20 protein-coding genes are annotated in these 23,423 nt (G+C 66.5%); 10 read left to right on the top strand and 10 right to left on the bottom strand.

The window, feature by feature from the left end; all coding sequences use genetic code 11:
- Positions 1 to 6 precede the first annotated feature (6 nt).
- From AK36_RS16270 to AK36_RS16260, 3 genes are read left to right on the top strand one after another with little or no spacing between them, the layout of a single operon-like run.
- Positions 7 to 453, top strand: a complete 447-nt coding sequence (locus AK36_RS16270) for a nuclear transport factor 2 family protein (RefSeq protein WP_006749968.1) — start codon at positions 7 to 9, stop codon at positions 451 to 453.
- Positions 454 to 487: 34 nt separating this feature from the next.
- Complete coding sequence (locus AK36_RS16265; protein ID WP_011885915.1) at positions 488 to 1,525, top strand: hydrolase; 1,038 nt, start codon at positions 488 to 490, stop codon at positions 1,523 to 1,525.
- Positions 1,518 to 2,141 (top strand): DUF2946 family protein, encoded by a 624-nt coding sequence (locus AK36_RS16260; protein ID WP_045578819.1) that lies wholly within the window; start codon positions 1,518 to 1,520, stop codon positions 2,139 to 2,141. The genes AK36_RS16265 and AK36_RS16260 overlap by 8 nt, the downstream gene beginning before the upstream one ends.
- A gap of 30 nt (positions 2,142 to 2,171) precedes the next feature.
- On the opposite strand, the gene AK36_RS16255 is transcribed toward AK36_RS16260, so the two are convergent.
- Positions 2,172 to 3,866 (bottom strand): M48 family metalloprotease, encoded by a 1,695-nt coding sequence (locus AK36_RS16255; protein ID WP_045578818.1) that lies wholly within the window; start codon positions 3,864 to 3,866, stop codon positions 2,172 to 2,174.
- Positions 3,867 to 4,190: 324 nt separating this feature from the next.
- On the opposite strand from AK36_RS16255, the gene moaC reads away from it, so the two are divergent.
- The 4 genes from moaC (at position 4,191) to AK36_RS16235 (ending at position 9,670) form a co-directional block, all read left to right on the top strand.
- Complete coding sequence (moaC, locus tag AK36_RS16250) at positions 4,191 to 4,679, top strand: cyclic pyranopterin monophosphate synthase MoaC (protein ID WP_034192668.1); 489 nt, start codon at positions 4,191 to 4,193, stop codon at positions 4,677 to 4,679.
- A 117-nt stretch (positions 4,680 to 4,796) separates the two neighbouring features.
- Entirely contained in the window at positions 4,797 to 7,484 is a 2,688-nt protein-coding gene (locus AK36_RS16245) for a type VI secretion system Vgr family protein (RefSeq protein WP_045578817.1), read from the top strand.
- Positions 7,477 to 8,424, top strand: a complete 948-nt coding sequence (locus tag AK36_RS16240) for a hypothetical protein (RefSeq protein ID WP_034192670.1) — start codon at positions 7,477 to 7,479, stop codon at positions 8,422 to 8,424. Before AK36_RS16245 ends, AK36_RS16240 begins: the two co-directional genes overlap by 8 nt.
- A gap of 79 nt (positions 8,425 to 8,503) precedes the next feature.
- Positions 8,504 to 9,670 (top strand): WD40/YVTN/BNR-like repeat-containing protein, encoded by a 1,167-nt coding sequence (locus AK36_RS16235; protein WP_045578816.1) that lies wholly within the window; start codon positions 8,504 to 8,506, stop codon positions 9,668 to 9,670.
- 170 nt (positions 9,671 to 9,840) lie between these two features.
- Here the strand turns inward: AK36_RS16235 and AK36_RS16230 are convergent, their stop codons facing one another.
- The 9 genes from AK36_RS16230 to recA all read right to left on the bottom strand — a co-directional run bounded on the left by AK36_RS16230 (position 9,841) and on the right by recA (position 18,957).
- Positions 9,841 to 10,191, bottom strand: a complete 351-nt coding sequence (locus AK36_RS16230; protein WP_041493884.1) for a TonB family protein — start codon at positions 10,189 to 10,191, stop codon at positions 9,841 to 9,843.
- Between the two features lie 407 nt (positions 10,192 to 10,598).
- On the bottom strand, positions 10,599 to 12,377 hold the full coding sequence (locus tag AK36_RS16225; protein WP_043291527.1) for a PglL family O-oligosaccharyltransferase: 1,779 nt from the start codon (positions 12,375 to 12,377) through the stop codon (positions 10,599 to 10,601).
- A 153-nt stretch (positions 12,378 to 12,530) separates the two neighbouring features.
- Complete coding sequence (locus AK36_RS16220) at positions 12,531 to 13,127, bottom strand: pilin (RefSeq protein WP_011885922.1); 597 nt, start codon at positions 13,125 to 13,127, stop codon at positions 12,531 to 12,533.
- Positions 13,128 to 13,225: 98 nt separating this feature from the next.
- Positions 13,226 to 13,930 carry a TerC family protein gene (locus AK36_RS16215; protein ID WP_011885923.1) on the bottom strand — a complete coding sequence of 235 codons (705 nt, stop codon included), beginning with the start codon at positions 13,928 to 13,930 and terminating at the stop codon, positions 13,226 to 13,228.
- Between the two features lie 159 nt (positions 13,931 to 14,089).
- Entirely contained in the window at positions 14,090 to 14,971 is an 882-nt protein-coding gene (gene sucD, locus AK36_RS16210; protein ID WP_011885924.1) for a succinate--CoA ligase subunit alpha, read from the bottom strand.
- Between the two features lie 68 nt (positions 14,972 to 15,039).
- Positions 15,040 to 16,206 carry an ADP-forming succinate--CoA ligase subunit beta gene (gene sucC / locus AK36_RS16205; protein ID WP_011885925.1) on the bottom strand — a complete coding sequence of 389 codons (1,167 nt, stop codon included), beginning with the start codon at positions 16,204 to 16,206 and terminating at the stop codon, positions 15,040 to 15,042.
- A gap of 68 nt (positions 16,207 to 16,274) precedes the next feature.
- Complete coding sequence (locus AK36_RS16200; protein WP_011885926.1) at positions 16,275 to 16,883, bottom strand: DUF2889 domain-containing protein; 609 nt, start codon at positions 16,881 to 16,883, stop codon at positions 16,275 to 16,277.
- 146 nt (positions 16,884 to 17,029) lie between these two features.
- Positions 17,030 to 17,887 carry a recombination regulator RecX gene (gene recX, locus AK36_RS16195; RefSeq protein WP_045578815.1) on the bottom strand — a complete coding sequence of 286 codons (858 nt, stop codon included), beginning with the start codon at positions 17,885 to 17,887 and terminating at the stop codon, positions 17,030 to 17,032.
- Positions 17,887 to 18,957, bottom strand: coding sequence for a recombinase RecA (gene recA, locus AK36_RS16190; protein ID WP_011885928.1), 1,071 nt, complete (start codon positions 18,955 to 18,957; stop codon positions 17,887 to 17,889). Before recA ends, recX begins: the two co-directional genes overlap by 1 nt.
- Positions 18,958 to 19,145: 188 nt before the next feature.
- Here recA and AK36_RS16185 point away from each other — a divergent pair, with 188 nt between their 5' ends.
- The 3 genes from AK36_RS16185 (at position 19,146) to AK36_RS16175 (ending at position 23,317) form a co-directional block, all read left to right on the top strand.
- Positions 19,146 to 19,877 carry a response regulator transcription factor gene (locus AK36_RS16185; protein ID WP_011885929.1) on the top strand — a complete coding sequence of 244 codons (732 nt, stop codon included), beginning with the start codon at positions 19,146 to 19,148 and terminating at the stop codon, positions 19,875 to 19,877.
- A gap of 17 nt (positions 19,878 to 19,894) precedes the next feature.
- Complete coding sequence (locus AK36_RS16180; RefSeq protein WP_045578814.1) at positions 19,895 to 21,442, top strand: sensor histidine kinase; 1,548 nt, start codon at positions 19,895 to 19,897, stop codon at positions 21,440 to 21,442.
- Positions 21,443 to 21,658: 216 nt separating this feature from the next.
- Positions 21,659 to 23,317, top strand: coding sequence for an MFS transporter (locus tag AK36_RS16175; protein ID WP_011885931.1), 1,659 nt, complete (start codon positions 21,659 to 21,661; stop codon positions 23,315 to 23,317).
- Positions 23,318 to 23,423 lie beyond the last annotated feature (106 nt).

Genomic DNA, 23,423 nt, shown 5'->3' with positions numbered 1-23,423 from the left:
ACCCCGATGCCACGTTTTGCCCGCCTTTTCGAAGCCGCCGCCGATACGCTGAACGCTTACTACCAGGCCGTCGCCGACGCCAATCTCGACGCGCTGCTGGGGTTGTGGATCGACGAGGACTTCGCCAGCTGCGTGTGGGCCGACGGCGAGCATCTGCACGGCCTCGACCAGATCCGCAGCGGCCTCGCGAACCGGCTCGCCACCCGCCCGGTGACGATCGAGCCGCTCGACATCCGCGTGTACGACAGTCTCGGCACCGTCGTCTATACGATCGCCGAGGCCCATCAGCAGGCCGACCTGACGGCCGAACCCGACATGGTGTTCGCGACGTACGTGATGATTCACGAGCGTGGCGAGTGGCGCATCGCGCATATCCACGCGAGCCCGATTCCCGAACAGGCGGCCGGACAATTCGCCGCGAAGATCCGTCACGGGCAGGGTCCGCTGCACTGACGAAGCAACGTAGCAACGCACTAGCAGGGCGATCATGAGTACGGCCTCCCCGCCTACCTCGCCGCTGACCGGGGCCTCGGCCCCCGCCGACGACCTACTGCGCTATCGCGCACCGCGCTGGCTGCCGAACAGCCATGTCCAGACCATCGTGCCCGCGCTGTTCGCGCGGCGTCCGGCCGTCGCGTACCGACGCGAGCGCTGGGAAACCCCCGACCACGACTTCATCGATCTCGACTGGGTCGCGCACCTCGACAGCGCGGCGCCGGCGCCCGATGCGCCGCTGTTCGTGCTGTTCCACGGCCTCGAGGGCAGCTCCGGCTCGCACTATGCGCTCGCGATGATGGCCGCCGCGCAGGCGAACGGCTGGCACGCGGTCGTCCCGCACTTTCGCAGCTGCAGCGGCGAGCTGAATCGCCAGCCGCGCTTTTATCATCTCGCCGACAGCGCCGAAGTCGACTGGATCCTGCGCCGGCTCGCCGCGCAGCATCGCGGGCCGATCGTCGCGGCCGGCGTGTCGCTCGGCGGCAACGTGCTGCTGCGCTGGCTCGGCGAGCATCGCAGCGACACGTCGATCGTGCACGCGGCCGCGGCGATCTCGACGCCGATCGACGTGCATGCGGGCGGCCGCGCGCTGTCGCAGGGCTTCGCGATGGTCTATACGCGCAGCTTCCTCAAGACGCTCAAGCGCAAGGCACTCGCGAAGCTCGATCAATATCCGGGGCTGTTCGACCGCGACGCGATGCTGCGCGCCGTCACGATGCGCGACTTCGACGAAGTCGTCACCGCGCCGCTGCACGGCTTCGCGAACGCCGACGACTACTGGACCCAAGCCACCACGCGCCCGCTGCTGCGCGCGATCGACGTGCCGACGTTGATCCTCAATGCACGCAACGATCCGTTCCTGCCCGAATCCGCGCTGCCGAGCGCCGCCGACGTGTCGCCGGCCGTCGAGCTCGATCAGCCGGCGCACGGCGGTCACGCGGGATTCATGACCGGGCCGTTCCCCGGCCGACTCGACTGGCTGTCGGCGCGTGTGTTCGGCTATTGCTCGAAATTCGTCGACCATGGATGACATCGTCCGACAGGCCATCGCCAAATGGCCGAACGTTCCGCACTGCACCGGCTGGCTGCTGCTCGACCGGCGCGGCGCATGGCGGCTGCGCGACGACGCCGCGCAGGCCGCCGGCGAGCTCGGCTCGCCCGTGCGGCATGACGCGCTGAACGCATTCATCGCCCGCAACTACGCATGCGACGCGCATGGGCAGTGGTTCTTCCAGAACGGCCCGCAGCGCGTCTATGTCGAGCTCGCCTATACGCCGTGGGTCGTGCGCCTCGTCGAACGCGACGGGCAGCTCGAGCTCGTCGATCACACCGGCGCGCCGTTCGAGCCCGAGGCCGCGTGGCTCGACGATGCGGGCGGCGTGCTGTTTCGTGCGGCGGGTGCGGCGGGCGCTGCGAACGCGCCGCCGCGCGTCGCGGTGCTGCACGATCACGATCTCGGCCTCTTTGCCGATCACGCCGATTTCGACGCGACGCCGCCCGTGCTGCGCTGGCGCGACGGCCGCACGCTGCCGCTCGGCAGCATCGCTCGCGCCGACGTGCCCGCGACCTTCGGCTTCGTCGCGAGCCCCGCGCAGCGCGCACGCGACACCGCCGCTGCAGCGGATCCGGGCGGCGGCGAAGGCTGACGCACGGTCGCCACATAGGTGTGAAGGTCGTCAGCCGCGGCCGTTCTTCTCGTCTTCGCGCTCTTCCTTGTAGCGCGCCTCGAATTCCAGCAGCCGCGCGCCGATGATCGACTGATCGTAGAACGACACGTCCTTCGCGTCGCGCGCCTCCTTCAACTGCCGAATCGCCGACGGCCACGCGCCGTCGAGCGCCAGCTTCTCCGCGAGCGCGCGGCGCCGCGTGAGCACGTCGCCCTTGCCGTCGCTCGCCTTCGCGAGGTAGTCCCACCAGTCCGGCTGCTCGGGGTCCGCGTCCGCCTGCGTGCGGGCCAGCGTCTGCGCTTCGGCGAAGCGGCGCGCCGCGATCAGCGCCTGCAGGTGCGCGACGATCGCCGCATGCGACGCGGGCCAGCGGCGTTGCGCGAGCGCCGCCAGCCGCACGGCGTCGTCGGTACGACCCGCGCGGCGCGCGAGATCCGCGGCCAGCACGTCGAGGCTCGGCGAACTCGTCGTCGGATCGTCGGCGCGCCGTTCGCCGGCTTCGAATGCGCCGCGCGCCGCCGCGAGCGCGCGGTCCGCGGCGTCGTACTGGCCGAGCAGCGTGTTCGCGAGCGCGATGCCGTAGTGGTTCGCCGCGACGTTCGGCGCGGTGCGATCGTCGATCTCGAGCTGCATCCGGTGCGCCTCGGCGGCGATGTCGGTCGGCGCGCGGTTCTGCAGGACCCGCAGCCGCGCGCGCACGAAGCCGTATTCGGCCGACTGACGCGGTTGCCGGTACGGCGCGCGGCGGGCGCGATCTTCCATGTCGGCGATCCGTTCGCCCGTCAGCGGATGCGTGCGCGCGTAGGCCGGCACGCCCGCGTCGCCCATCGACGCGCGATCGAGCCGCTCGAAGAAGCCCGGCATCCCGTACGGGTCATAGCCGGCGCCCGCCAGCAGCTGGAAGCCGACGCGATCGGCCTCGCGCTCGGCCGAGCGCGAGAAACGCAGCTGGTTGTCGACCGCGTATGCCTGGCCGCCCATCGCGATCGCGCTGCCGAGATCGCCGCTGCGCGCGAGCACGCCGGCCAGCACGCCGAGCAGCATCGTCGCGAGCGCCGTGTAGCCGGTCTTTTCGTTCGCGCCGATCATGCGGGCGATGTGCCGCTGCAGCACGTGGCCCATCTCGTGGCCGACCACCGACGCGAGCTCGGATTCCGTCTGCGTCGCAACGACCAGGCCGCTGTTGACGCCGATGAAGCCGCCCGGCATCGAGAACGCGTTGATCTGTGGGTCGCGCACCGCGAACAGGTCGAAGTCGGGCATGTAGCCGCCGATGAAGCGCGCGGCCGCCGCGGCCGCGAGCCGCGCCGCCATCGCATTCAGGTAGTCGCGCACGAGCCAGTCGTCGAGATAGTCGGGGTCGCGCCGCACCTCGCGCATCACGCGCTCGCCGAGACGGCGCTCGGCCTGCGGCGTGAGCGAGCCGCCGGAGCCGTCGCCGAGATCGGGCAGTTCCAGTGCGCGCAACGGCGCGCGCAGGTTCGCGACGGGCGCGGAGGCGCCGTCGGCGCTGGAGAACCGGCTTTCCGCGCCGCCGTAGGTGCCGAACACGCCGGTCGCGATGCCGGACGGGACGGTGGAGATCGACGGCGACGCGCCGGCCGCCGACTCGAGCGGCGGCGCCGACGCGCGCTGCGCATAGCCGTTCGGCGGCAGCACGAGCGCCGCCGACAGCAACACGGCAAGCAACTGTTTGACACGCATGGCAGAGTGAAAGCGGCGCCTTCCGCGCGCCCGGCGCGCATCGCGGCGTGTGGTCCGAATAATCGGGTCATTGTACCGGGGCGATCGCGACGGTTCGTTGCGGCGCATCGGCCGCCGGTGCGCGCGGCGCCGTCGAGGGCGCTGAGGCCGCAGAGGCCGCAGAGGCCGCAGAGGCCGCAGAGGCCGCTGCTATGATAGGCGCCCGTTGAAACGTTGGATCGGCGCGGAGAGCGGGAAGCGGATAGCGGATCGAACGCCCCGGCCGGCCGTGAAGCAGGATCGATGTACGCGCTCGCACGCGCGTGCGTTCCACTGGAGCCAGACATGTCAGGACTTACCCACTTCGACGCCGCCGGCCATGCGCATATGGTCGACGTCGGCGGCAAGCAGGAAACGCAGCGCGTCGCGGTTGCACGCGGCACGATCCGGATGTTGCCCGCGACGTTCGCGCTGATCCGCGACGGCAAGGCAAAGAAAGGCGACGTGCTCGGCGTCGCGCGGATCGCCGCGATTCAGGGCGCGAAACGCACGGCCGATCTGATTCCGCTGTGTCATCCGCTCGCGCTGACGCGCGTGGCGGTCGACTTCGAACTCGACGACGCGCTGCCCGGCGTGCATTGCGTCGCGCAGGTCGAGACGTTCGGGCGCACCGGCGTCGAGATGGAAGCGCTGACGGCCGTGCAGGTCGGGCTGCTGACCGTGTATGACATGTGCAAGGCCGTGGATCGCGGGATGGTGATCACCGATGTGAGCGTCAGGGAGAAGCGCGGCGGGAAGTCGGGCGATTGGACGGCGGAGGATGCGGGGGGTTGAGGGCGAGAAAGGCTGTCGGTCCGCGAGGGGAGATTCCAGCGCCTTTATCTCATACAATTGGTGGATTCCACACGAGAGAGCGTGTGACCAGCAGAACAAAAAGAGTGAGTCCTGGTAATGAATTCGAACATGTTGAGAAGCGCGATGCTGGGCAGGCCGGTCCAGCATGAGCGCCTTGTCAAACTAGATACGCCGCTTGGCCCCGACATACTGTTGCCGCACCGCGTCAAGGGGTGGTCGCGACTCGGGCGCCAATTCGAGTTTATCGTCGATGCGGTTTCCGTATCCGACAACATCGAGCTCAAGAAGCTGATCGCGCAGCCGGTGACGCTGTGGATACAGCAGAGCGATCAATCGTACGCGCCTCACCACGGCTACGTGCATTCCGCTCGCCGGCTCGGGTCGGACAGCGGTGTCACGTACTACCAGATTGCTTTTGCATCGTTCCTGCATTTCCTTAAGTTCCGCCGCGACCAGCGCATCTGGCAGGATCAGTCCGCGGAAGACATCATTGCCGACGTACTGAACCAGCATCCGCAGGCAAAGGGACGCTTCGCCTTCAGGCTCTACCAGCCGGTACCAATTCGCTCGTTCTGCATGCAGGACGAGGACGATTGGAATTTCGTGCACCGGCTGATGGAATCCGAAGGCCTGTACGGTTTCTGGGAACAGGACCGAGACGGCAAGTCGCACCGGTTCGTCATCGTCGACCGCCTCGACGCGCTGCCCGCGCTGTCGCCACGAGTAGTGCATTTTCATCGCGCGGGTACAAGCGACGAAGCCGACACACTCGTCCATTTCTCTGGCACTCGTACGCTGCGGAGCGTCGAGCGCGCCACGCGCACGTTCGACTACAAGCAGCCGCCCACCGCCGCGAATCCGAAGGCCACTCACACGCCGACGATCGCGAACCAGGGCGACCTCCCGCAGCAGCTGGAGGTCTATGAATACACGGGCGCGCATACGTATGCCGAGCAATCCCGCGGCGACCATCTGTCGAAGCTCTGGATGGAGGATCAGGAGTCGCGCGCGAAGCGTTTTCACGGCGTCGGCGGCGTGCGGCGCATGGACGCGGGGCGCACGTTCCAATTCGCCGATCACCCCGAACACGACAAGGACGATCCCGGCCAGCGCGAATTCGCCGTAATCGAGACGGCGTGGGTCATTGTCAACAACCTCCCCGTGGCGGACGAGCAGGCGGTTTTTCCTCATAGCCTGAAGGCGGAGATCGACAGCATCGTGCACGCGACAGATTCCGCCCTGTCGCGCGTCCGTCATTCCGATGGTAGCGAGGGCTTCTTTCAGATTCGCGTGGAAGCACAGCGCACGACCGTACCGTTTCGCAGCCCGTTCGAGCATGCGAAGCCGACGATGCATTTGCAATCGGCGATCGTCGTCGCACCGCAGGGCGAAGAGGTTCACACGGATGCACTAAACCGTGTCAAAGTCCGCTTTCATTGGGATCGCCTGAACGACGGTGACGAGAAGGCGTCGTGCTGGCTACGTGCCACGACGTCGGATTCCGGAAATGGCTACGGCGCCGTTCATCCACACCGCAGCGGCGAGGAGGTGCTGGTCGACTTCGTCGGCGGCGACTGCGATCGACCGATCATCGTAGGCAAGGTCTATAACGGCGCAACAAGTCCGCAATGGCACAGCAACGGCATCCTGTCCGGATATCGCTCCAAGGAATATGCGGGCGTCGGGTACAACCAGTTGGTCCTCGACGATGCGACGTCGCAGAATCGCGTACACCTGTATAGCAGCCAGACCAATGCGCATCTGCATCTCGGCTATTTGATCGAGCACGCAGGCAATAATCGCGGCAGCTATCTCGGCAGCGGCTTCGACCTGCGGTCGGACGCATATGGCGCAGTGCGCGCGAACCGCGGCCTGTACGTCACGACGCACGAGAAGCAGCCGGCAAGCCAACCGCTCGACGTTCAGGAAACGCAGCAACAGCTCGTTCGGGCGGAAGGCCTGATGGAAGCCATGTCGGATGTCAGCACGCAGCATCGAGCGGAGCCGCTCGAGTCCGGGCATTCGGCACTGAAGCAGTTCACCGATGCAACTCAACGCAGCGTGACCGGCAGCACGTCGGGCGGCAGAACCGCCGGCGGCGGCACGGGCATCGCCAATGCGTTCAAGGAACCTGTGATGCTGTTCGGCAGTCCGGCAGGCATCGGGATGTCGACACAACAATCTGTGCATGTTGCTGCGGACCGGCACATCAACGTCGTCAGCGGGCAAAGCACGCATGTCGCCGCGGGGAAATCGCTGGTCGCCAGCGTGATCGACCGCATCAGCCTGTTCGCCCAGAACGCCGGGATCAAGCTGTTCGCCGGCAAGGGCAGGGTTGAAGTGCAAGCACAGGCTGACAACATCGAGCTGACCGCCCAGAAAACGCTGAAGCTGATCGCGGCCACCGGGGCACTCGAAGGCGCTGCGGCGAAGGAGATCCTCTTGACGTCCGGCGGCGCTTACATCCGGATCGCGGACGGCAACATTGAAGTCCATGCGCCCGGCAAGATCGACGTCAAGGGTGCGCAACACGCATTCAGCGGGCCCACGCATCTGGCGCAAACGATGCCGACACTGCCCAACTCGACGGGCAACTACGATCAGGCCTTCATCGCGCACTGGGCCGGCACCGACATCCCGGTTGCGAACACTCGGTATCAGATGTTTTCGAACGGGAAGTTGATCTCAGAAGGCGTCACCAACGCGGCCGGTGAGACGGGGCTCACGCAGAGCCACGTGCCGCACGACGTCGTCGTCAAGTTTTTGGGGAAATCGAATGGCTGACGGGCAACCGGACAAGAACGTACTCGGCACCGGCTCCGGGATGCTGACGCCGACGGGCTACAAGGATCGTCCAAAGGTGGCGATCAATATCTGCGACAAGTACGCACCACCGGCCGCAGATTCCATTGTCGGCACGTGTCCCTTCTACTACCAGCCGCTGCACGGCGAGTACTGGGAGACGGTCGAAAAGGTCAGCAAATCGAGTGCATGGGAAACCGTGAAGAAATTCGCGACCTCGTGGGATCCATGGAAAGACAAGGAAGTCGCGCGCCGCCTGCTACATCGACGGGAAAAGCTGATCGAACTGAAAAGTACAGATTCCGACTGGTCGCGCCACGGCAATTTCATGATGCGCCATATCGGTTGCGGGCACAAACCGCCCGATTACTACGTGAGTTACGGCTATTACTATTGTTCGGACTACGGCAAGAATCTTTATCCCACTCTAACGGCTCAAGGAAAGAAATGGCTGGAAAACGCCCGGTGGTGGCTTCAGCGCTACATCGAAATCGGGCTGCAGCAAAACATGCAGGGAGACCAGATCGCATTCAAGAGTGCGAAGCCGGGCAACGGTGAGCTTTCAATGCAAGTGGAACGATACGAACTCGAACTCGAAAACAACGGGGACACGTTCAAGACTTTCGCCTTTGTCACCCACCCGTTGGCTTATCTGGACGGTGGGCTGGCCGGTCTACCGGTCGCGGATCTAACCAAGATCGGCATGCGGCCGAATCTTCAGGAATGGGGCGATGGCCGGACGCTCAAGCAAGCGTGGGACGCGGGTATCCCGGTCGCCAAACAAAAGGCGCACGATTGGAGTTCGGAAGCGGCCGACCAGGCGCGAGAGTGGGGCTCAGACGTGGCCAGGAAAGCACGCGAATGGAGTTCGGACACGTCCGACGAAGTCAGCCGGGCGCTGGAACGTTTGCTAAACAAGTGACATGCTAAAACTCAAACGATGGAAATGGATCGCCGGGAGCCTCGTTGCCCTGGCCATTGCAACATACGGGTACGTAAATATGGCAACGAGCTGGGAAACGATCTCGACCAACTTCATGCGGAACGACACACCGTATGGCGGCGGCAGCTTCCGCATCAAGGGCAACGACGTGATGAGCGTCAAGCTCGCCAATCCCCAGGTGACATTCAAGCCCACCGCTGAATCGAACGAACCGCAGCGGCCCGAGCCGACCGAAGCCTGGATGAACGACACAGGCGAGCTGCTGAACCGCATGACGATCAGCTTCCTTCGCGGGACCATCGACGGCGGGATGAAACGCCAGTTCCAGCAAGTCGGCCAGAATGCCGCATGGTGGTATTCGCCAGACTGGTCGGTTCAGTTCATCAGCACCTCATGGATGAACTACAAGGCACCGGAGGCACATGGCGGCGATGCGCCTCAGACGACGAAGCTGTGGAAATCGCTCAACGGCGGCCAAACGTGGTCGCAACTGCAATGGCCCGAAAACCAGAACATCGGCCGCCTGCTGTTCATCGATCCGCAGCGCGGCTACGCGATCGGCTGGGGCCCGCGAGTATGGCGCACCGCGGACGGCGGCAACACGTGGCAGGCGATCGACGTGCCGGTCGAGGCGCGCGTCGCCGGCAAGACGCGCAAGAATTTCAATGCGGTGAGCCTCGGCCCTGACGGTGTGCTGCGTGTCGCCTACTCCATCGCTCCCACTGCAGAGACGCCGGCGCACAGCGTGATCGGCCGGCTCGACTGGGAGCAGCACGCCTTCGTGACCGAAACCGAACTGCCGGGCCAGGTCATCACTGCGCTCGATACCACGCCGGGACCGGCGACACACTATTCGCTGTACGCGCTGTCACGTCTGGACAAGCCGCAGAACGGCGAGAGTCGCGACAACGGCCGCCGGGTGGGCGCCATTTCCATGTGGACGAACGACCATCCGGAGTCGGTGCGCCAACTGCGCACGTTCGACGAGACGCTCAGGCTCGACAGCCTGAGCGTCGGCCGTGACGGCCTCCTGCTCGTCTATGCCACCGACCCGAACTCGGGCAGTCGCGGCGGTGCGCCGATCGACCTCACGTTCACCAGCACCGACGGCGGTAAGTCGTGGGATCAAACCGCCGACAAGGTTGCACAAGGCGGTTACTTCGACGCGCAGACCAACACGCTGTACTGGTTGCACGGATATACGCTGAAAAAGCGCACCTTCTGATCGCGCGAACGGCGCGCTCGCGCGCCGATAGAGCGAACCTGCTGCCGCGACACCGAGCGTAGGCCACTCGACGAAGCGGCGAAGCGCGACGTGGCCGCGGCGCGCCGGCAGGCAGTCAACGACCACAACCGGCCGGTGCGCCACACCACGATCACCCGCACCAGCCCCCACTACTCCCCGCGCCGCGGCTCGAACACGAATGGTTGCGTGAGCAGGAACGGATTCGCGGTCGCGCCGGTCTGCGCGCAGCTCGCATGCGTCATCGCGTCGACGGCCGCGCGGTCCGCCGCCGCGTTGCGGCTGCTCGTCGTCACGGTCACGTTCTGCGCTTCGCCGGACGTCGTCATCAGCGCGCGTACGAGCACGGTGACTCGGCGCGTAAGCGGCTTCGCATTGTCCGGATAGACGGCGCGCGGAATGTGGCAGGTCAGCTTGCTTTCCTGCGACGACGACAGCATCGCGCAGCCGGAAAACAGCACGGCGACGGCCGGCAGGATCAGAAGGGTCGAGCGAAGGGCCATGGTCGAATATCGTTCTTCAGTACTGTTCCAGGCGAGCGTCGCGCCGGCGGACATCGTCCGCCGCACCGCCAGCATCGCCCCGCGCCGCGGCCATCGGACCGGCGCCCGCTACGGCCGCAGGCCGCGCGTGGCATCGGCCGCGATCGTTCCAGGCAGGCTCCCGGATCTGCGGACCTGCGCTCGCTCGTGCGGCCGACATCGCCGCGCGCACGCGAGCGCTTCCGCGCATTGTGCACGTGCCGTCTTTCCCGTGGCGACGATTTGACAATGGTTGACGCGAATCGCGCGATTCCGTCGCTACCCGTTCGCGACGGGAAGCAATGTGCGCGCCGTCACGAGCCGCCACCGCACCGCCGCTTCACCGCGATCCGGCGCGCGCCGGGACTTCCCGCCCGGCGCGGCGCGCGTTATTCCGAATCGTCTTCGGAGTCGTCGTCTTCCGCGTCGGCCGGCACTTCACCGTACTTCGCGACGACGGCTGCCTTGAACGTCTTCAGCCCCGGCTGCTCGTCGCACAGCTTGTACAGCAACGCCAGTTGCTGCGGCCAGTCCTTCAATTCCTTCGCGAACACATGCAGCCGCTCGACCGTATCGAGCGCGTCGGCTTCGCGACCGGCCAGCGCCTGCAGCGCCGCATAACGGCGCAGCACCGTCTCGCCGGGCAGCAGCGCGATCGCCCGCTCGTGCGCGGCAAGCTTCAGCGGCAGGTTGTCCGGCGAAATCGTCAACAGCGTCGCCGCCCCGTAGTCGCCCCACGCGCCGAACAGCAACGACGGCGCATCGCGATACTGCACGGCCGGCTCGGTGCCGTAATACAGCACTTCGGCGCGCTGGTAGTCGCGCAGCACCGGCACCGCCGCCAGCACGCCGCCGACCGACAGCACCGCAAACAGCGCGAACGCCGCGCGGCCGGGCAGCCAGCGCAGCGGCTTCACGTCGAGCAGCCCGATCACGAACATCGCCGGCAGCAGGAAGAACATGTACTGCTGCGGATACTCGACGAGCGCGTGCATCAGCAGCACGCCGATCAGCGCGAAACCGAACACGCGCGTGCTCGACTGCGGCGCGCGCACCGCACGCACGAACCACGCGACGAGCGCGAGGGCCAGCACGCCGAGGCCGACGAGGCCCGACTTCGCGAGCAGGTCGATGAAGATGTCGTGCGAGTTGTTCGCGATCTCGACGCCGCCGAGCGCGCGCGCAAGCGCGAACTGGTGCGACGGGAATTCGCCCCAGCCGACGCCGAGCAGCGGATGCTCGCGGAACATCGCGAGCCCGTACTTCCACAGCGCAAGGCGCGGCGCAATCTGGCCCGCGTCGCGCATGCGCTCGGCCGCCGATTCGGCGAGCCCCAGATGGAAATGCACGTTGGCCCAGCGCACCGCGACGTTCACCGCGACGAACGCCAGCGCCAGCACGACCGGGATCAGCCACGCACGGCGATTGCCCGGCGCACGGCGCGACTCGACCCATGCCATCCAGAAACCGGCGACGACCATCACCGCAACCTGCAGCCACGGCCCGCGCGACACGGTCAGCGCAAGCCCGGCCGACAGCACGATCGACAGCGCGAGCCATGCCCACACCGCGAGGCGGCGGGTCTGCACCAGATAAAGCGCGCCGGCGAGCGCGAACGCGATATAGGTCGCGAGGTGGTTCGCCTGCGCCATGTTGCCGTACGGCCGGCGGTCGACCGCGATGCTGTACACCACGACGAACGGCGACAGCGCGGACTCGAAATGGAACAACTGGACGATCTGGGTCGCAACCGCGAACACTCCGCCCACGAGCAACGCGCCCGCCATCATCCGGGCGGTGGCTTCGGCGAGCCCCCCGCGCGCGAGCATGTAGCCGGCCTGCATCGCGACCAGCGCCGCGGCCAGATAGCCGAGCGCCAGCCAGTTCATCGACGGCACCTTCAGCGGCAACAGCGCGACCTGCGCGAGCAGCACCGCGCCAAACCCGAGCGGCGCGACGAATGCGGCCGGCGCCGCGAACGGTTCGGCCGGGCGGCCGGTGCGCGCGAGCAGCACGACGGAAACCCCGACCAGCAGATACAGCACCAGCGCGGCGAACTCGGAATAGAACGTCGGAATCGGATACGTATGGTTCGTGATCGAGTACGGCACGATCAGCGCGACAGCCAGCGCAACGAGCGACAACGAGCGGGAAAAAGTAGAAGGCATGAGCGAACCGGATGTCAGCAACCGGCGCACTATACAAAACTTTCCCCACTCTGTGCGGGAGCCGTCGCCCCGGCAGCCGCCATGTGCGGCCGGCCCGGGCCGGCCGGCACCCCGCGATGCGTGCCGCCCGCACCATCCCGCGCATGCCTGCCGTTACGCGCGGCATTCCGCCGGTGCATATTTCGCAGGCAAGGTCGCCGCCTCGGCCGGCATCGGGCCTGCGCCGGGCGCCGGCAGCGACGAAGCGTCCTTGCCGCCGGCAAAACACTCCCACGCGATCGCGCCGGCCTGCATCGTCCCCTTTTTGAGCGGCACGCGTGCGGTCGGCGCGTCGGCCTTGTCCGGCGCCGACGGCACCAGCACCAGCGTATTCGCGCCCGCCGCGGCGACGCGGGCCGTGAACGCAACCGTGATCTGGCCGGTGTCGCCGTCGATCCGAACGGATTCGACGTTGCGGGTCGCGGCCGGCGCGCTGTAGCCGCCGTCGAGGGCCGCGCCGCTCGCGGCGTTGTCGGCCACCGCAAGGCGCGCGGACGACGCAAGGGCGAGCCCCTCGCCCACCCGCGAACGCGCGAGGTAATCCTGATAAGCGGGTATCGCGTAGGCGGCGATCACGCCGACGATCGCGAGCACGATCATCAGCTCGATCAGCGTGAAGCCGGCCGGATGCCAGCGCGGCACCGGCCGGCGCGCGCGCCGCATATCGGCGGCAAAGCGACGAAACAGGGAAACGGAAAAGGCTTCGAACATGACTGGCTCCAGAAACGAAAAACGCCTGCCGAATCGGGCAGGCGTTTCGATCGTAGCCAGCGGGCCGCGCGGCCGACACTCGGCCTGACGGCCAACCGTCAATGCGCTTGCGGGATGCCGCGGCGGCGCCGCAGCAGGAAGCCGGCGGCGACGACGAACAGCGCGCCGGCAATGCTCGCGCCGTAGATCGCGGCCGGCGTATCGAGCACCGGCCAGCCATCGCCGACCGGATCGTGGACCATCAAACCGCCCGCGATCCAGCCGAGCAGGCCGGCGCCGAACGCGACGATGATCGGGAAGCGATCGAGCAGCCGCAGCACCAGCGTGCTGCCCCACACGATGATCGGCACGCTCACGATCAGCCCGAAGATCACCAGCGCCAGCCGGTGCTGCGGATCGGCCTGCTCGGCCGCGCCCGCGATCGCGATCACATTGTCGAGGCTCATCACGGCGTCGGCGAGCACGATCGTCTTCACCGCGTCCCACAGCCGATCGGCCGGCTTGACGTTGTCGTGCGCGTCGGCGGCCGGCGCCATCAGCTTGATGCCGATCCACAGCAACAGCAGGCCGCCGCCGAATTTCAGGAACGGCACGTCGAGCAGTGTGACTGCAAATGCGATCAGCGCGACGCGCAGCATGATCGCGCCGGCCGTGCCCCACACGACGCCGCGCAGCCGCTGATTGGCCGGCAGGTTGCGGCACGCGAGCGCGATCACGACCGCGTTGTCGCCGCCGAGCAGGATGTCGATGACGACGATCTGCAACACGGCGCCCCAGTGCAGCGACGTCAGGAATTCAGGCATGAGTGGCGGCAGGTGCAGGATGACGGCCGCCCGACGGGCGGCCCGGTTGGTCGTCGGCACACGCAGTGCGCATGCGCCCCGGCTTACAAATTAATTTCGCGAGCATAACAAAAAACGCCGGCTGGGCCGGCGTTTCTTGCAGGACGAACCACGCGGAACTTACAGCGCCTTCTTGAGCAGACGGCCCATTTCCGACGGGTTGCGCGTGACGGTGATGCCGCACGCTTCCATGATTTCCAGCTTCGCTTCGGCCGTGTCCGCACCGCCCGAGATCAGCGCGCCGGCGTGGCCCATGCGCTTGCCCGGAGGCGCCGTGACGCCCGCGATGAAGCCGACCACCGGCTTCTTCATGTTGTCCTTGATCCACTGAGCGGCGTTGGCTTCATCCGGACCGCCGATTTCGCCGATCATCACGACCGCATCCGTATCCGGATCGTCGTTGAACATCTGCATCACGTCGATGTGCTTCAGACCGTTGATCGGGTCGCCGCCGATACCGACCGCCGACGACTGGCCGAGGCCGAGTGCCGTCAGTTGCGCAACGGCTTCATACGTCAGCGTGCCCGAACGCGACACGACACCGATGCGGCCCTTGCGGTGGATGTGGCCCGGCATGATGCCGATCTTGAGCTCGTCCGGCGTGATCGTGCCCGGGCAGTTCGGCCCGAGCAGCAGCGTCTTGCGGCCTTCGCGACGCATGCGGTCCTTCACTTCGATCATGTCGCGCACCGGAATGCCTTCGGTGATGCAGATCGCGAGATCGAGGTCGGCTTCGACCGCTTCCCAGATCGCTGCAGCTGCGCCTGCCGGCGGAACGTAGATGACCGACACGGTCGCGCCGGTTTCAGCCTTCGCTTCCTTGACGCTTGCGTAGATCGGAATGCCTTCGAAATCTTCGCCGGCCTTCTTCGGGTTCACGCCCGCGACGAACGCTTCGCGGCCGTTTGCATATTCACGGCAGGCGCGCGTATGGAACTGACCGGTCTTGCCGGTAATGCCCTGCGTGATGACCTTCGTGTCCTTGTTGATCAGAATCGACATGTATTTTGACCTCTGTTCGATTGGCGTCGCGTGCACACCGCGCCGCCATGCGTGTTCATTGAGCGCGCTTACTTGCCTGCCGCAGCCGCGACGACCTTCTGCGCAGCCTCTTCCATGCTGTCTGCCGAGATGATCGGCAGGCCCGAATCGGCCAGCATCTTCTTGCCGAGGTCCTCGTTCGTGCCCTTCATGCGCACGACGAGCGGCACGTTCAGGTTCACGGCCTTCGAACCGGCGATCACGCCTTCCGCGATCACGTCGCAGCGCATGATGCCGCCGAAGATGTTCACGAGGATCGCCTTCAGGCCCGGGTTCTTCAGCATCAGCTTGAACGCTTCGGTGACCTTCTCGGTCGTCGCGCCGCCGCCGACGTCCAGGAAGTTCGCCGGCTCGCCGCCGAACAGCTTGATCGTGTCCATCGTCGCCATCGCGAGGCCTGCGCCGTTCACGAGGCAGCCGATGTTGCCGTCGAGCGAGATGTACGCGAGATCGAACTTCGATGCTTCGATTTCAGCCGGATCTTCTTCGTCGAGATCGCGGTACGCGACGATTTCCGGGTGGCGGAACAGCGCGTTCGAGTCGAAGTTGAACTTCGCGTCGAGTGCGGTGACCTTGCCGTCGCCGGAAACGTTCAGCGGGTTGATTTCGGCGAGCGACGCGTCGGTTTCCCAGAATGCCTTGTACAGGCCTTGCAGGATCGTGCGCGCTTGCGGGATCGATGCAGCCGGCACGCCGATCTTCGCGGCGAGGTCGTCCGCCTGCGCGTCGAGCAGGCCCGTCGACGGCTCGACGATGACCTTGTGGATCAGTTCCGGATGCTTTTCCGCAACTTCCTCGATGTCCATGCCGCCTTCGCTCGAACCCATCAGAACGATCTTTTGCGACACGCGATCGACGACGAGGCTGACGTACAGCTCCTGCTTGATGTCGGCGCCTTCTTCGATCAGCAGACGGTTGACCTTCTGGCCTTCCGGACCCGTTTGGTGCGTAACGAGCTGCATGCCGAGGATCTGGTTCGCGTATTCGCGAACCTGCTCGATCGTCTTCGCGACTTTCACGCCGCCGCCCTTGCCGCGACCACCCGCGTGAATCTGAGCCTTCACGACCCACACCGGGCCGCCCAGCTCTTCTGCCACCTTGACGGCCTCGTCAACCGAGAACGCCGGCTTGCCGCGCGGTACCGCGACTCCGAATTTCCGCAGGATTTCCTTACCCTGGTACTCGTGAATCTTCATGCGTGATTCCCTTCAGTCTGAGAGATGGATGAAATGTCGCTTAAGACGCTTCTTCGAATGATTTCCGTTCATTCCTTCGTGCTGCCTTCAACGCGCATATCGGGCCGGATCGGACCATACCAGCGCGGGTAATACTGCCGCACGACTTCGCCGTCGAACCGCAACGCCTGGCAGCGGCCGAGCTGGAACGGCGGCTCGACGTGCTCCACGCCGTGGCCCGGCCCTTCGCCGCCTTCCTCGCGCACGTTCCACACGTCACCGGCGAACGCCTGGATCGCCGCCGTCGGCAGCACGGCGCACAGTTCGGTGAGGTGGGAGCAGCCTGCGACGCCGGCGAGCAGCCGGTTCGCGTTACGGCGGAAATTGCGGAAGAGGTTGAGCCCGATGAGGGCCCGATAGGCGGGAGGAGCAGATTGGCAGTGACCGGGATAGGGAACCCATTCCGAGGACGCTTCGGCGTCGACGACATTGAGGTCACGATCGATGGTCACGCGCAGCCAGAGTTCGTGAATCGGCAAGCCCTGGGGCCGAATGCCCGACGCAAGCGCAACATCGCGCGGCTTGTGATCGGTCAGGCAGGCTTCGATGTCCCACAAGCCGTCGCCGCGCTCGTAGGCTTCCGCTCGGATTGCGCGTCGATGTCGCAACTGACGGGGCACGGGCTCGGATAGCGGCATGCTGGAGGTTGAGGCCGAAGAGGAAAACCCGTGGATTTTAGCATATTGGGTATCTGAGGCATGGGCGCGCGACGGCGGGTATTCCCGCCTGTCCGGAAGCGGTTGCGTTGCAGCAAAATCGCGCGCAGCGCGCGCGACGGAGCCCGTCAGTCGTCGATCGGGAGATCGTCGCCGGCCTTCAGCAACTTCACGATGGTCGCGCTCGAGAAGCCCCGCGCCGCGAGAAAGCGCGCCTGCTTCGCGCGCTCCGCCGGAGTTTGCGGCAGCGCACCGAATTTCTTGCGCCAGACGGCCTGCGCGCGGGTCAATTCGGTCTCGCGCAATTGAGCATTCACTTCTTCGACGAGCGTGTCGCCGACTGCATGGCGCTTCAGTTCGCTCACGATGCGCGCGACGCCGACACGCGATGCGCGACGATGCACGAGGCTCTCGGCAAAGCGCGCGTCGGACAGCCAGCCTTCCTGCTCCAGCGCATCGAGCACCGGCTCGACGGATTCGTCCTCGCCGACGTACGGTGCGAGCTTGCGGGCCAGCTCCGCGCGGCTGTACTCGCGCCGCGACAGATAGCCGAGCGCGCGGCCCTTCAGCGAGCGCGGCGGCTTCGACGATTTGCGCTCGGCGGTGGCGGAAGGCTCGCCGGCAGCACCGCCGGACGCGCGACGCGTGCGGCGCGGATGCTGACTGCTGCGCGTGTAGACATCTTCCGTGACCGGCGCCGCGGCATCGGCCGCGCGCGCGCCGAGGATGCCGATGCCCGACACGCGCCGACGCGACCGGTCGTGCGCATCGAACGATTCGTCGTCGTCGAACGGATCGACCGGCGGCGCAATCTCAAACGAAACGAGGGCATCGTCGGATGCCCTCGTTTCGGTGCGATGCGCGGCACGACTGCCCGCGCTGCGCCGGTCGGTGCCCGAGGATGCGGCTCGCCGGCCGGAGCGCCCCGTCACGTCGGACGTGTCGCTCGCTTCCGGTTCGCCGGCCTGCCCTCGGCGCCCTGCCATCACTCTTCTTCGTCCATCGCCTCGGCTTCGTCGACCACGCCATCGGGCATCGCGACGACACCGAGCGACTCGCGAATGCGGTTCTCGATCTCGCGTGCGATTTCGGGATTCTCGCGCAGGAATTCACGCGCGTTGTCCTTGCCCTGACCGATCTTCTCGCCGTTGTAGCTGTACCAGGCGCCGGCCTTGTCGACGATTTTCGCCTGCACGCCGAGATCGATGATCTCGCCCTGACGCGAAATGCCTTCGCCGTAGAGGATGTCGAAGATCGCTTCGCGGAACGGCGGCGATACCTTGTTCTTGACGACCTTCACGCGGGTTTCGTTGCCGATCACCTCGTCGTTCTTCTTGATCGAGCCGATCCGGCGGATGTCCAGACGCACCGACGAATAGAACTTCAGTGCATTGCCGCCCGTCGTGGTTTCCGGGTTGCCGAACATCACGCCGATCTTCATCCGGATCTGGTTGATGAAGATCACGAGGCAGTTCGTGCGCTTGATCGTGCCCGTCAGCTTGCGCAGCGCCTGCGACATCAGACGCGCCTGCAGGCCCGGCAGCGAATCGCCCATCTCGCCTTCGATTTCGGCCTTCGGCACCAGTGCCGCGACCGAGTCGATGACGATCATGTCGATCGAGCCCGAGCGCACGAGCGCGTCGGTGATTTCGAGCGCCTGTTCGCCGGTGTCCGGCTGCGAGATCAGCAGCTCCGGCACGTTCACGCCGAGCTTCGCCGCGTACTGGACGTCGAGCGCGTGCTCGGCGTCGATGAAGGCTGCCGTGCCGCCCAGCTTCTGCAGCTCGGCGATCACCTGCAGCGTGAGCGTGGTCTTGCCGGACGATTCCGGACCGTAGATTTCGACCACCCGGCCGCGCGGCAGGCCGCCGACGCCGAGCGCGATATCGAGGCCCAGCGAGCCCGTGGAGACGACCTGGATGTCTTCCTTCACGTCGCCGTCGCCCATCCGCATGATCGACCCTTTGCCGAACTGCTTCTCGATCTGCGCGAGTGCGGCCGCCAGCGCCTTGCTCTTCTCGGCGGTCATCCCGGAGCCCTTCTTGCTATCTTCCATGAATCGTCCTTTGCTATGATGAGCAGCGTCTGTCAGAGGCGCGCCCGCTTCAAGCGCTGCCCACGAATGCAGACACTGTATAAAAAAACAGTGTTTTATGCAAGCCCGCAATGCAGGCTGCGTTGTACACGGATCAGTTCGGAGACAGCCGCGCCGGCGCGCCCGCCCGCCGGCCATCGGTCAGCAACATGCGAATTCTCATCGCCGAAGACGACAGCATACTCGCGGACGGCCTCACCCGGTCACTCCGCCAATCGGGCTATGCGGTCGACCACGTGAAGACCGGCGTCGACGCCGATACCGCCCTGTCGATGCAAAGCTTCGACCTCCTGATCCTCGATCTCGGGTTGCCGAAAATGTCCGGGCTCGACGTGCTCAAGCGCCTGCGCGCGCGCAATTCCAACCTCCCCGTGCTGATCCTGACGGCCGCCGACAGCGTCGACGAGCGCGTGAAGGGGCTCGACCTCGGCGCCGACGACTACATGGCCAAGCCGTTCGCGCTCAACGAGCTCGAGGCGCGCGTGCGCGCGCTGACCCGGCGCGGCGCCGGCGGCGGCCCGACCGTCGTGCGCCACGGCTCGCTCGCGTTCGACCAGGTCGGCCGCATCGCGTATGCGAACGAGCGCGTGCTCGACCTGTCCGCGCGCGAGCTCGGGCTGCTCGAAGTGCTGCTGCAGCGCATCGGCCGGCTCGTGTCGAAAGAGCAGCTCGTCGACCATCTGTGCGAGTGGGGCGAGGAAGTCAGCAACAACGCGATCGAAGTGTACGTACACCGGCTGCGCAAGAAGATCGAGCCGAGCGGCGTGCGGATCTCCACCGTGCGCGGCCTCGGCTACTGCCTCGAGAAAGCCGCGCCCGCGGCGCCGGCCGACCCGGCTGCCGCTGCGCCGCCCGCGGCGGCCGGCACGCCGCTGCGCTGAGCCCGGCCGTCGCCGCGATGGCCTCGCCGGTCCATTCCCGCCCTTCGGCCGGCGAACAACCGTCCGCCGCCGACGCCGCGCGCGATGCGCGCTACGAGAACCCGTTCGCGCCGCCCGACGAAACCGAGACGCCCGAGGCCGCGCGCCCGCGCTCGCTGTTCGGCGAGATCCTCGACTGGATGCTCGCGCCGCTCCTGTTGTTGTGGCCGATGAGCATCGCCGTCACCTATCTGGTCGCGAAGACGATCGCCAACGGCCCGTTCGATCGCGCGCTGGAGACCAACGCGTACGTGCTCGCGCGGCAGATCCACCCGGTCAACGGCGTCGCCGAGCTGACGCTGCCGCAGCAGACGCGCGACTTCCTGCGCGCGGACAACGTCGACAGCGTGTATTTCCAGGTGCTCGGCACGCGCGGCGAGCTGGTCGCGGGCGAGGCCGACATGCCGCTGCCGCGCGAAGAAGACCGGCCGCCGCCGGGCGTCGTCGTGTTCCGCGACGATCTGCTGCGCGGCAACGACGTGCGCGTCGCGTACACGACCGTCGCGTTGCCGACGCCGGGCGGCCCGCAGCCGGTGCTCGTGCAGGTCGGCGAGACGCTCGACAAGCGCAACGCGCTCGCGAACGACATCATCAAGGGCGTGATCCTGCCGCAGTTCGTGATCCTGCCGCTCGCGATCCTGCTCGTCTGGTTCGGGCTGTCGCGCGGGCTCGCGCCGCTCAACGCGCTGCAGGCGCACATCCGCGCGCGGCGGCCCGACGACCTGTCGCCGGTCGAGGCGCAGCGCGCGCCGCCCGAGATCGAGCCGCTCGTCACGTCGTTCAACGATCTGCTGGCGCGCCTCGAACAGAACATGGCGCTGCAGAAGCGCTTCATCGCCGACGCCGCGCACCAGATGAAGACGCCGCTCGCCGGGCTGCGCACGCAGGCCGAATTCGCGCTGCGTCATCCGGTGCCGCCCGACGTGCAGCGCTCGCTCGAGCAGATCGCGACCAGTTCCGAACAGGCCGCGCGGCTCGTCACGCAACTGCTCGCGCTGGCGCGCGCCGAGAACCGCGCGAGCGGGCTGACGTTGGAGCCGGTCGAGATCGCCGAGCTCGCGCGCCGCACGGTGCGCGACTGGGTGCAGGCCGCGCTCGCGAAGGGGATGGACCTCGGCTACGAAGGCCCGGACGACGACGCGCCGCTCAACGTCGACGGCAACCCCATGATGCTGCGCGAAATGCTCGGCAACCTGGTGGACAACGCGATCCGCTACACGCCCGACGGCGGCCGCATCACGGTGCGCGTGCGCGCCGAGCGCGACGCGCAGCGCGTCCACCTCGAAGTGGAGGACACCGGCCCCGGCATCCCGGCGGCCGAACGCGGCCGCGTGGTCGAGCGCTTCTACCGGATCCTCGGCCGCGAAGGCGACGGCAGCGGCCTGGGGCTGTCGATCGTGCGCGAGATCGCCGAGCAGCACGGCGGCACGCTGACGCTCGACGATCACGTGTACCAGCAGACGCCGCGCCTCGCGGGCACGCTGGTGCGCATCAGCCTGCCGCTGTCAGGCAGCGCTGCGGATTAACCCTGACAGGCGCGTGACGAATCGCGGCGAAACCGGTGTTTTACCGCCTGTTTGCGGCACGATCGGGCCGCGAAACCACCGATTCGTCGCGGGTTAACGCGCAGTCAATTTGTGCATGCGAGTCAGTGCGCCGTAAGTTTCCGTGCCAATAATCGTCGTCAGGCCCGCCCTCCCAAAGCGGCCGCACATCTATATCAAGGGACTTGGAGACGATTCATGGCAACGCTAGGCGAGCAAATTTCGCACTCGCCGATGACGGGCGAAGAAAAGAAGGTGATCTTCGCGTCGTCGCTCGGCACCGTGTTCGAGTGGTACGACTTTTATCTGGCCGGATCACTCGCGGCCTACATCAGCAAGAGCTTCTTCTCCGGGGTCAACCCGACTGCCGCGTTCATCTTCACGCTGCTCGGCTTCGCGGCCGGCTTCGCGGTGCGCCCGTTCGGCGCGATCGTGTTCGGGCGCCTCGGTGACCTGGTCGGCCGCAAGCACACGTTCCTCGTGACGATCGTCCTCATGGGCATCTCGACCTTCGTGGTCGGCTTCCTGCCCGGCTACACGTCGATCGGCATTGCTGCGCCGGTGATCTTCATCGCGATGCGGCTGCTGCAGGGCCTTGCGCTCGGCGGCGAGTACGGCGGCGCGGCGACCTACGTCGCCGAGCATGCGCCGGCCAACCGCCGCGGCTTCTACACCGCGTGGATCCAGACCACCGCGACGCTCGGCCTGTTCCTGTCGTTGCTCGTGATCCTCGGCGTGCGCACCTTCATCGGCGAGGAAGCGTTCGGCAACTGGGGCTGGCGCGTGCCGTTCGTCGCGTCGATCCTGCTGCTCGCGGTGTCGGTGTGGATCCGGATGCAGCTGAACGAGTCGCCGGTGTTCCTGCGCATCAAGGCCGAGGGCAAGACGTCGAAGGCGCCGCTGACCGAAGCGTTCGGCCAGTGGAAGAACCTGAAGATCGTGATTCTGGCGCTCGTCGGGCTGACCGCCGGCCAGGCCGTCGTCTGGTACACGGGCCAGTTCTATGCGCTGTTCTTCCTCACGCAGACGCTGAAGGTGGACGGTGCAAGCGCAAACATCCTGATCGCGATCGCACTGCTGATCGGCACGCCGTTCTTCCTGTTCTTCGGCTCGCTGTCGGACAAGATCGGCCGCAAGCCGATCATCCTCGCCGGCTGCCTGATCGCGGCGCTCACGTACTTCCCGCTGTTCAAGGCGCTCACGCACTACGCGAACCCGCAGCTCGAACTCGCGACGCAGAAGGCGCCGATCACGGTGCTCGCCGATCCGGCCACCTGCTCGTTCCAGTTCAATCCGGTGGGGACATCGAAGTTCACGAGCTCGTGCGACATCGCGAAGAGCGCGCTCGCGAAAGCCGGCCTGAACTACGAGAACGTCGCGGCGCCGGCCGGTACGATGGCGCAGATCAAGGTGGGCGACACGGTGATCCCGGCCTATGACGGCAAAGCCACCGATGCGAAGGCGCAAGGCGCGGCGTTCGACAAGACGCTCGCGTCGACGCTGAAGGGCGCCGGCTACCCGGCGAAGGCCGATCCGGCGCAACTGAACTGGCCGATGACCATCGTGATCCTGACGATCCTCGTGATCTACGTGACGATGGTGTACGGGCCGATCGCCGCGATGCTGGTCGAGATGTTCCCGACGCGGATCCGCTACACGTCGATGTCGCTGCCGTATCACATCGGCAACGGCTGGTTCGGCGGCTTCCTGCCCGCGACCGCGTTCGCGATCGTCGCGGCGAAGGGCGACATCTATTCGGGGCTCTGGTATCCGATCGTGATCGCGCTGGCGACGTTCGTGATCGGCGTGCTGTTCGTGAAGGACACGAAGAACTCGAACATCTACGCGCAGGATTGACGACGGGTGCGCGGGCGGTGTTTCGCCCGCGCGGTCGGCGCCGGCATGAGACGGTCGGCAACTTTTTTCGGGGAAGATCGAAAAAGGTGTTGACAGCCGGGCGGTA

Source organism: Burkholderia vietnamiensis LMG 10929, from assembly GCF_000959445.1.
Classification (GTDB): Bacteria; Pseudomonadota; Gammaproteobacteria; order Burkholderiales; family Burkholderiaceae; genus Burkholderia; species Burkholderia vietnamiensis.
Note: the sequence above shows the minus strand (reverse complement) of the source record. Positions and strands in the feature narration are given on the sequence as shown.

What these genes read in the sequence shown, in the direction of transcription:
- AK36_RS16240 (WP_034192670.1), top strand. Translation starts at nt 7,477, where the DNA reads ATGGCTGACGGGCAACCGGACAAGAACGTACTCGGCACCGGCTCCGGG.
- AK36_RS16245 (WP_045578817.1), top strand. Translation starts at nt 4,797, where the DNA reads ATGAATTCGAACATGTTGAGAAGCGCGATGCTGGGCAGGCCGGTCCAG.
- AK36_RS16230 (WP_041493884.1), bottom strand. Translation starts at nt 10,191, where the DNA reads ATGGCCCTTCGCTCGACCCTTCTGATCCTGCCGGCCGTCGCCGTGCTG.
- AK36_RS16175 (WP_011885931.1), top strand. Translation starts at nt 21,659, where the DNA reads ATGGCAACGCTAGGCGAGCAAATTTCGCACTCGCCGATGACGGGCGAA.
- recX (WP_045578815.1), bottom strand. Translation starts at nt 17,887, where the DNA reads ATGGCAGGGCGCCGAGGGCAGGCCGGCGAACCGGAAGCGAGCGACACG.
- AK36_RS16260 (WP_045578819.1), top strand. Translation starts at nt 1,518, where the DNA reads ATGGATGACATCGTCCGACAGGCCATCGCCAAATGGCCGAACGTTCCG.
- sucD (WP_011885924.1), bottom strand. Translation starts at nt 14,971, where the DNA reads ATGTCGATTCTGATCAACAAGGACACGAAGGTCATCACGCAGGGCATT.
- moaC (WP_034192668.1), top strand. Translation starts at nt 4,191, where the DNA reads ATGTCAGGACTTACCCACTTCGACGCCGCCGGCCATGCGCATATGGTC.
- AK36_RS16235 (WP_045578816.1), top strand. Translation starts at nt 8,504, where the DNA reads ATGGCAACGAGCTGGGAAACGATCTCGACCAACTTCATGCGGAACGAC.
- AK36_RS16265 (WP_011885915.1), top strand. Translation starts at nt 488, where the DNA reads ATGAGTACGGCCTCCCCGCCTACCTCGCCGCTGACCGGGGCCTCGGCC.
- AK36_RS16215 (WP_011885923.1), bottom strand. Translation starts at nt 13,930, where the DNA reads ATGCCTGAATTCCTGACGTCGCTGCACTGGGGCGCCGTGTTGCAGATC.
- sucC (WP_011885925.1), bottom strand. Translation starts at nt 16,206, where the DNA reads ATGAAGATTCACGAGTACCAGGGTAAGGAAATCCTGCGGAAATTCGGA.
- AK36_RS16200 (WP_011885926.1), bottom strand. Translation starts at nt 16,883, where the DNA reads ATGCCGCTATCCGAGCCCGTGCCCCGTCAGTTGCGACATCGACGCGCA.
- AK36_RS16270 (WP_006749968.1), top strand. Translation starts at nt 7, where the DNA reads ATGCCACGTTTTGCCCGCCTTTTCGAAGCCGCCGCCGATACGCTGAAC.
- AK36_RS16220 (WP_011885922.1), bottom strand. Translation starts at nt 13,127, where the DNA reads ATGTTCGAAGCCTTTTCCGTTTCCCTGTTTCGTCGCTTTGCCGCCGAT.
- AK36_RS16185 (WP_011885929.1), top strand. Translation starts at nt 19,146, where the DNA reads ATGCGAATTCTCATCGCCGAAGACGACAGCATACTCGCGGACGGCCTC.
- AK36_RS16255 (WP_045578818.1), bottom strand. Translation starts at nt 3,866, where the DNA reads ATGCGTGTCAAACAGTTGCTTGCCGTGTTGCTGTCGGCGGCGCTCGTG.
- AK36_RS16225 (WP_043291527.1), bottom strand. Translation starts at nt 12,377, where the DNA reads ATGCCTTCTACTTTTTCCCGCTCGTTGTCGCTCGTTGCGCTGGCTGTC.
- AK36_RS16180 (WP_045578814.1), top strand. Translation starts at nt 19,895, where the DNA reads ATGGCCTCGCCGGTCCATTCCCGCCCTTCGGCCGGCGAACAACCGTCC.
- recA (WP_011885928.1), bottom strand. Translation starts at nt 18,957, where the DNA reads ATGGAAGATAGCAAGAAGGGCTCCGGGATGACCGCCGAGAAGAGCAAG.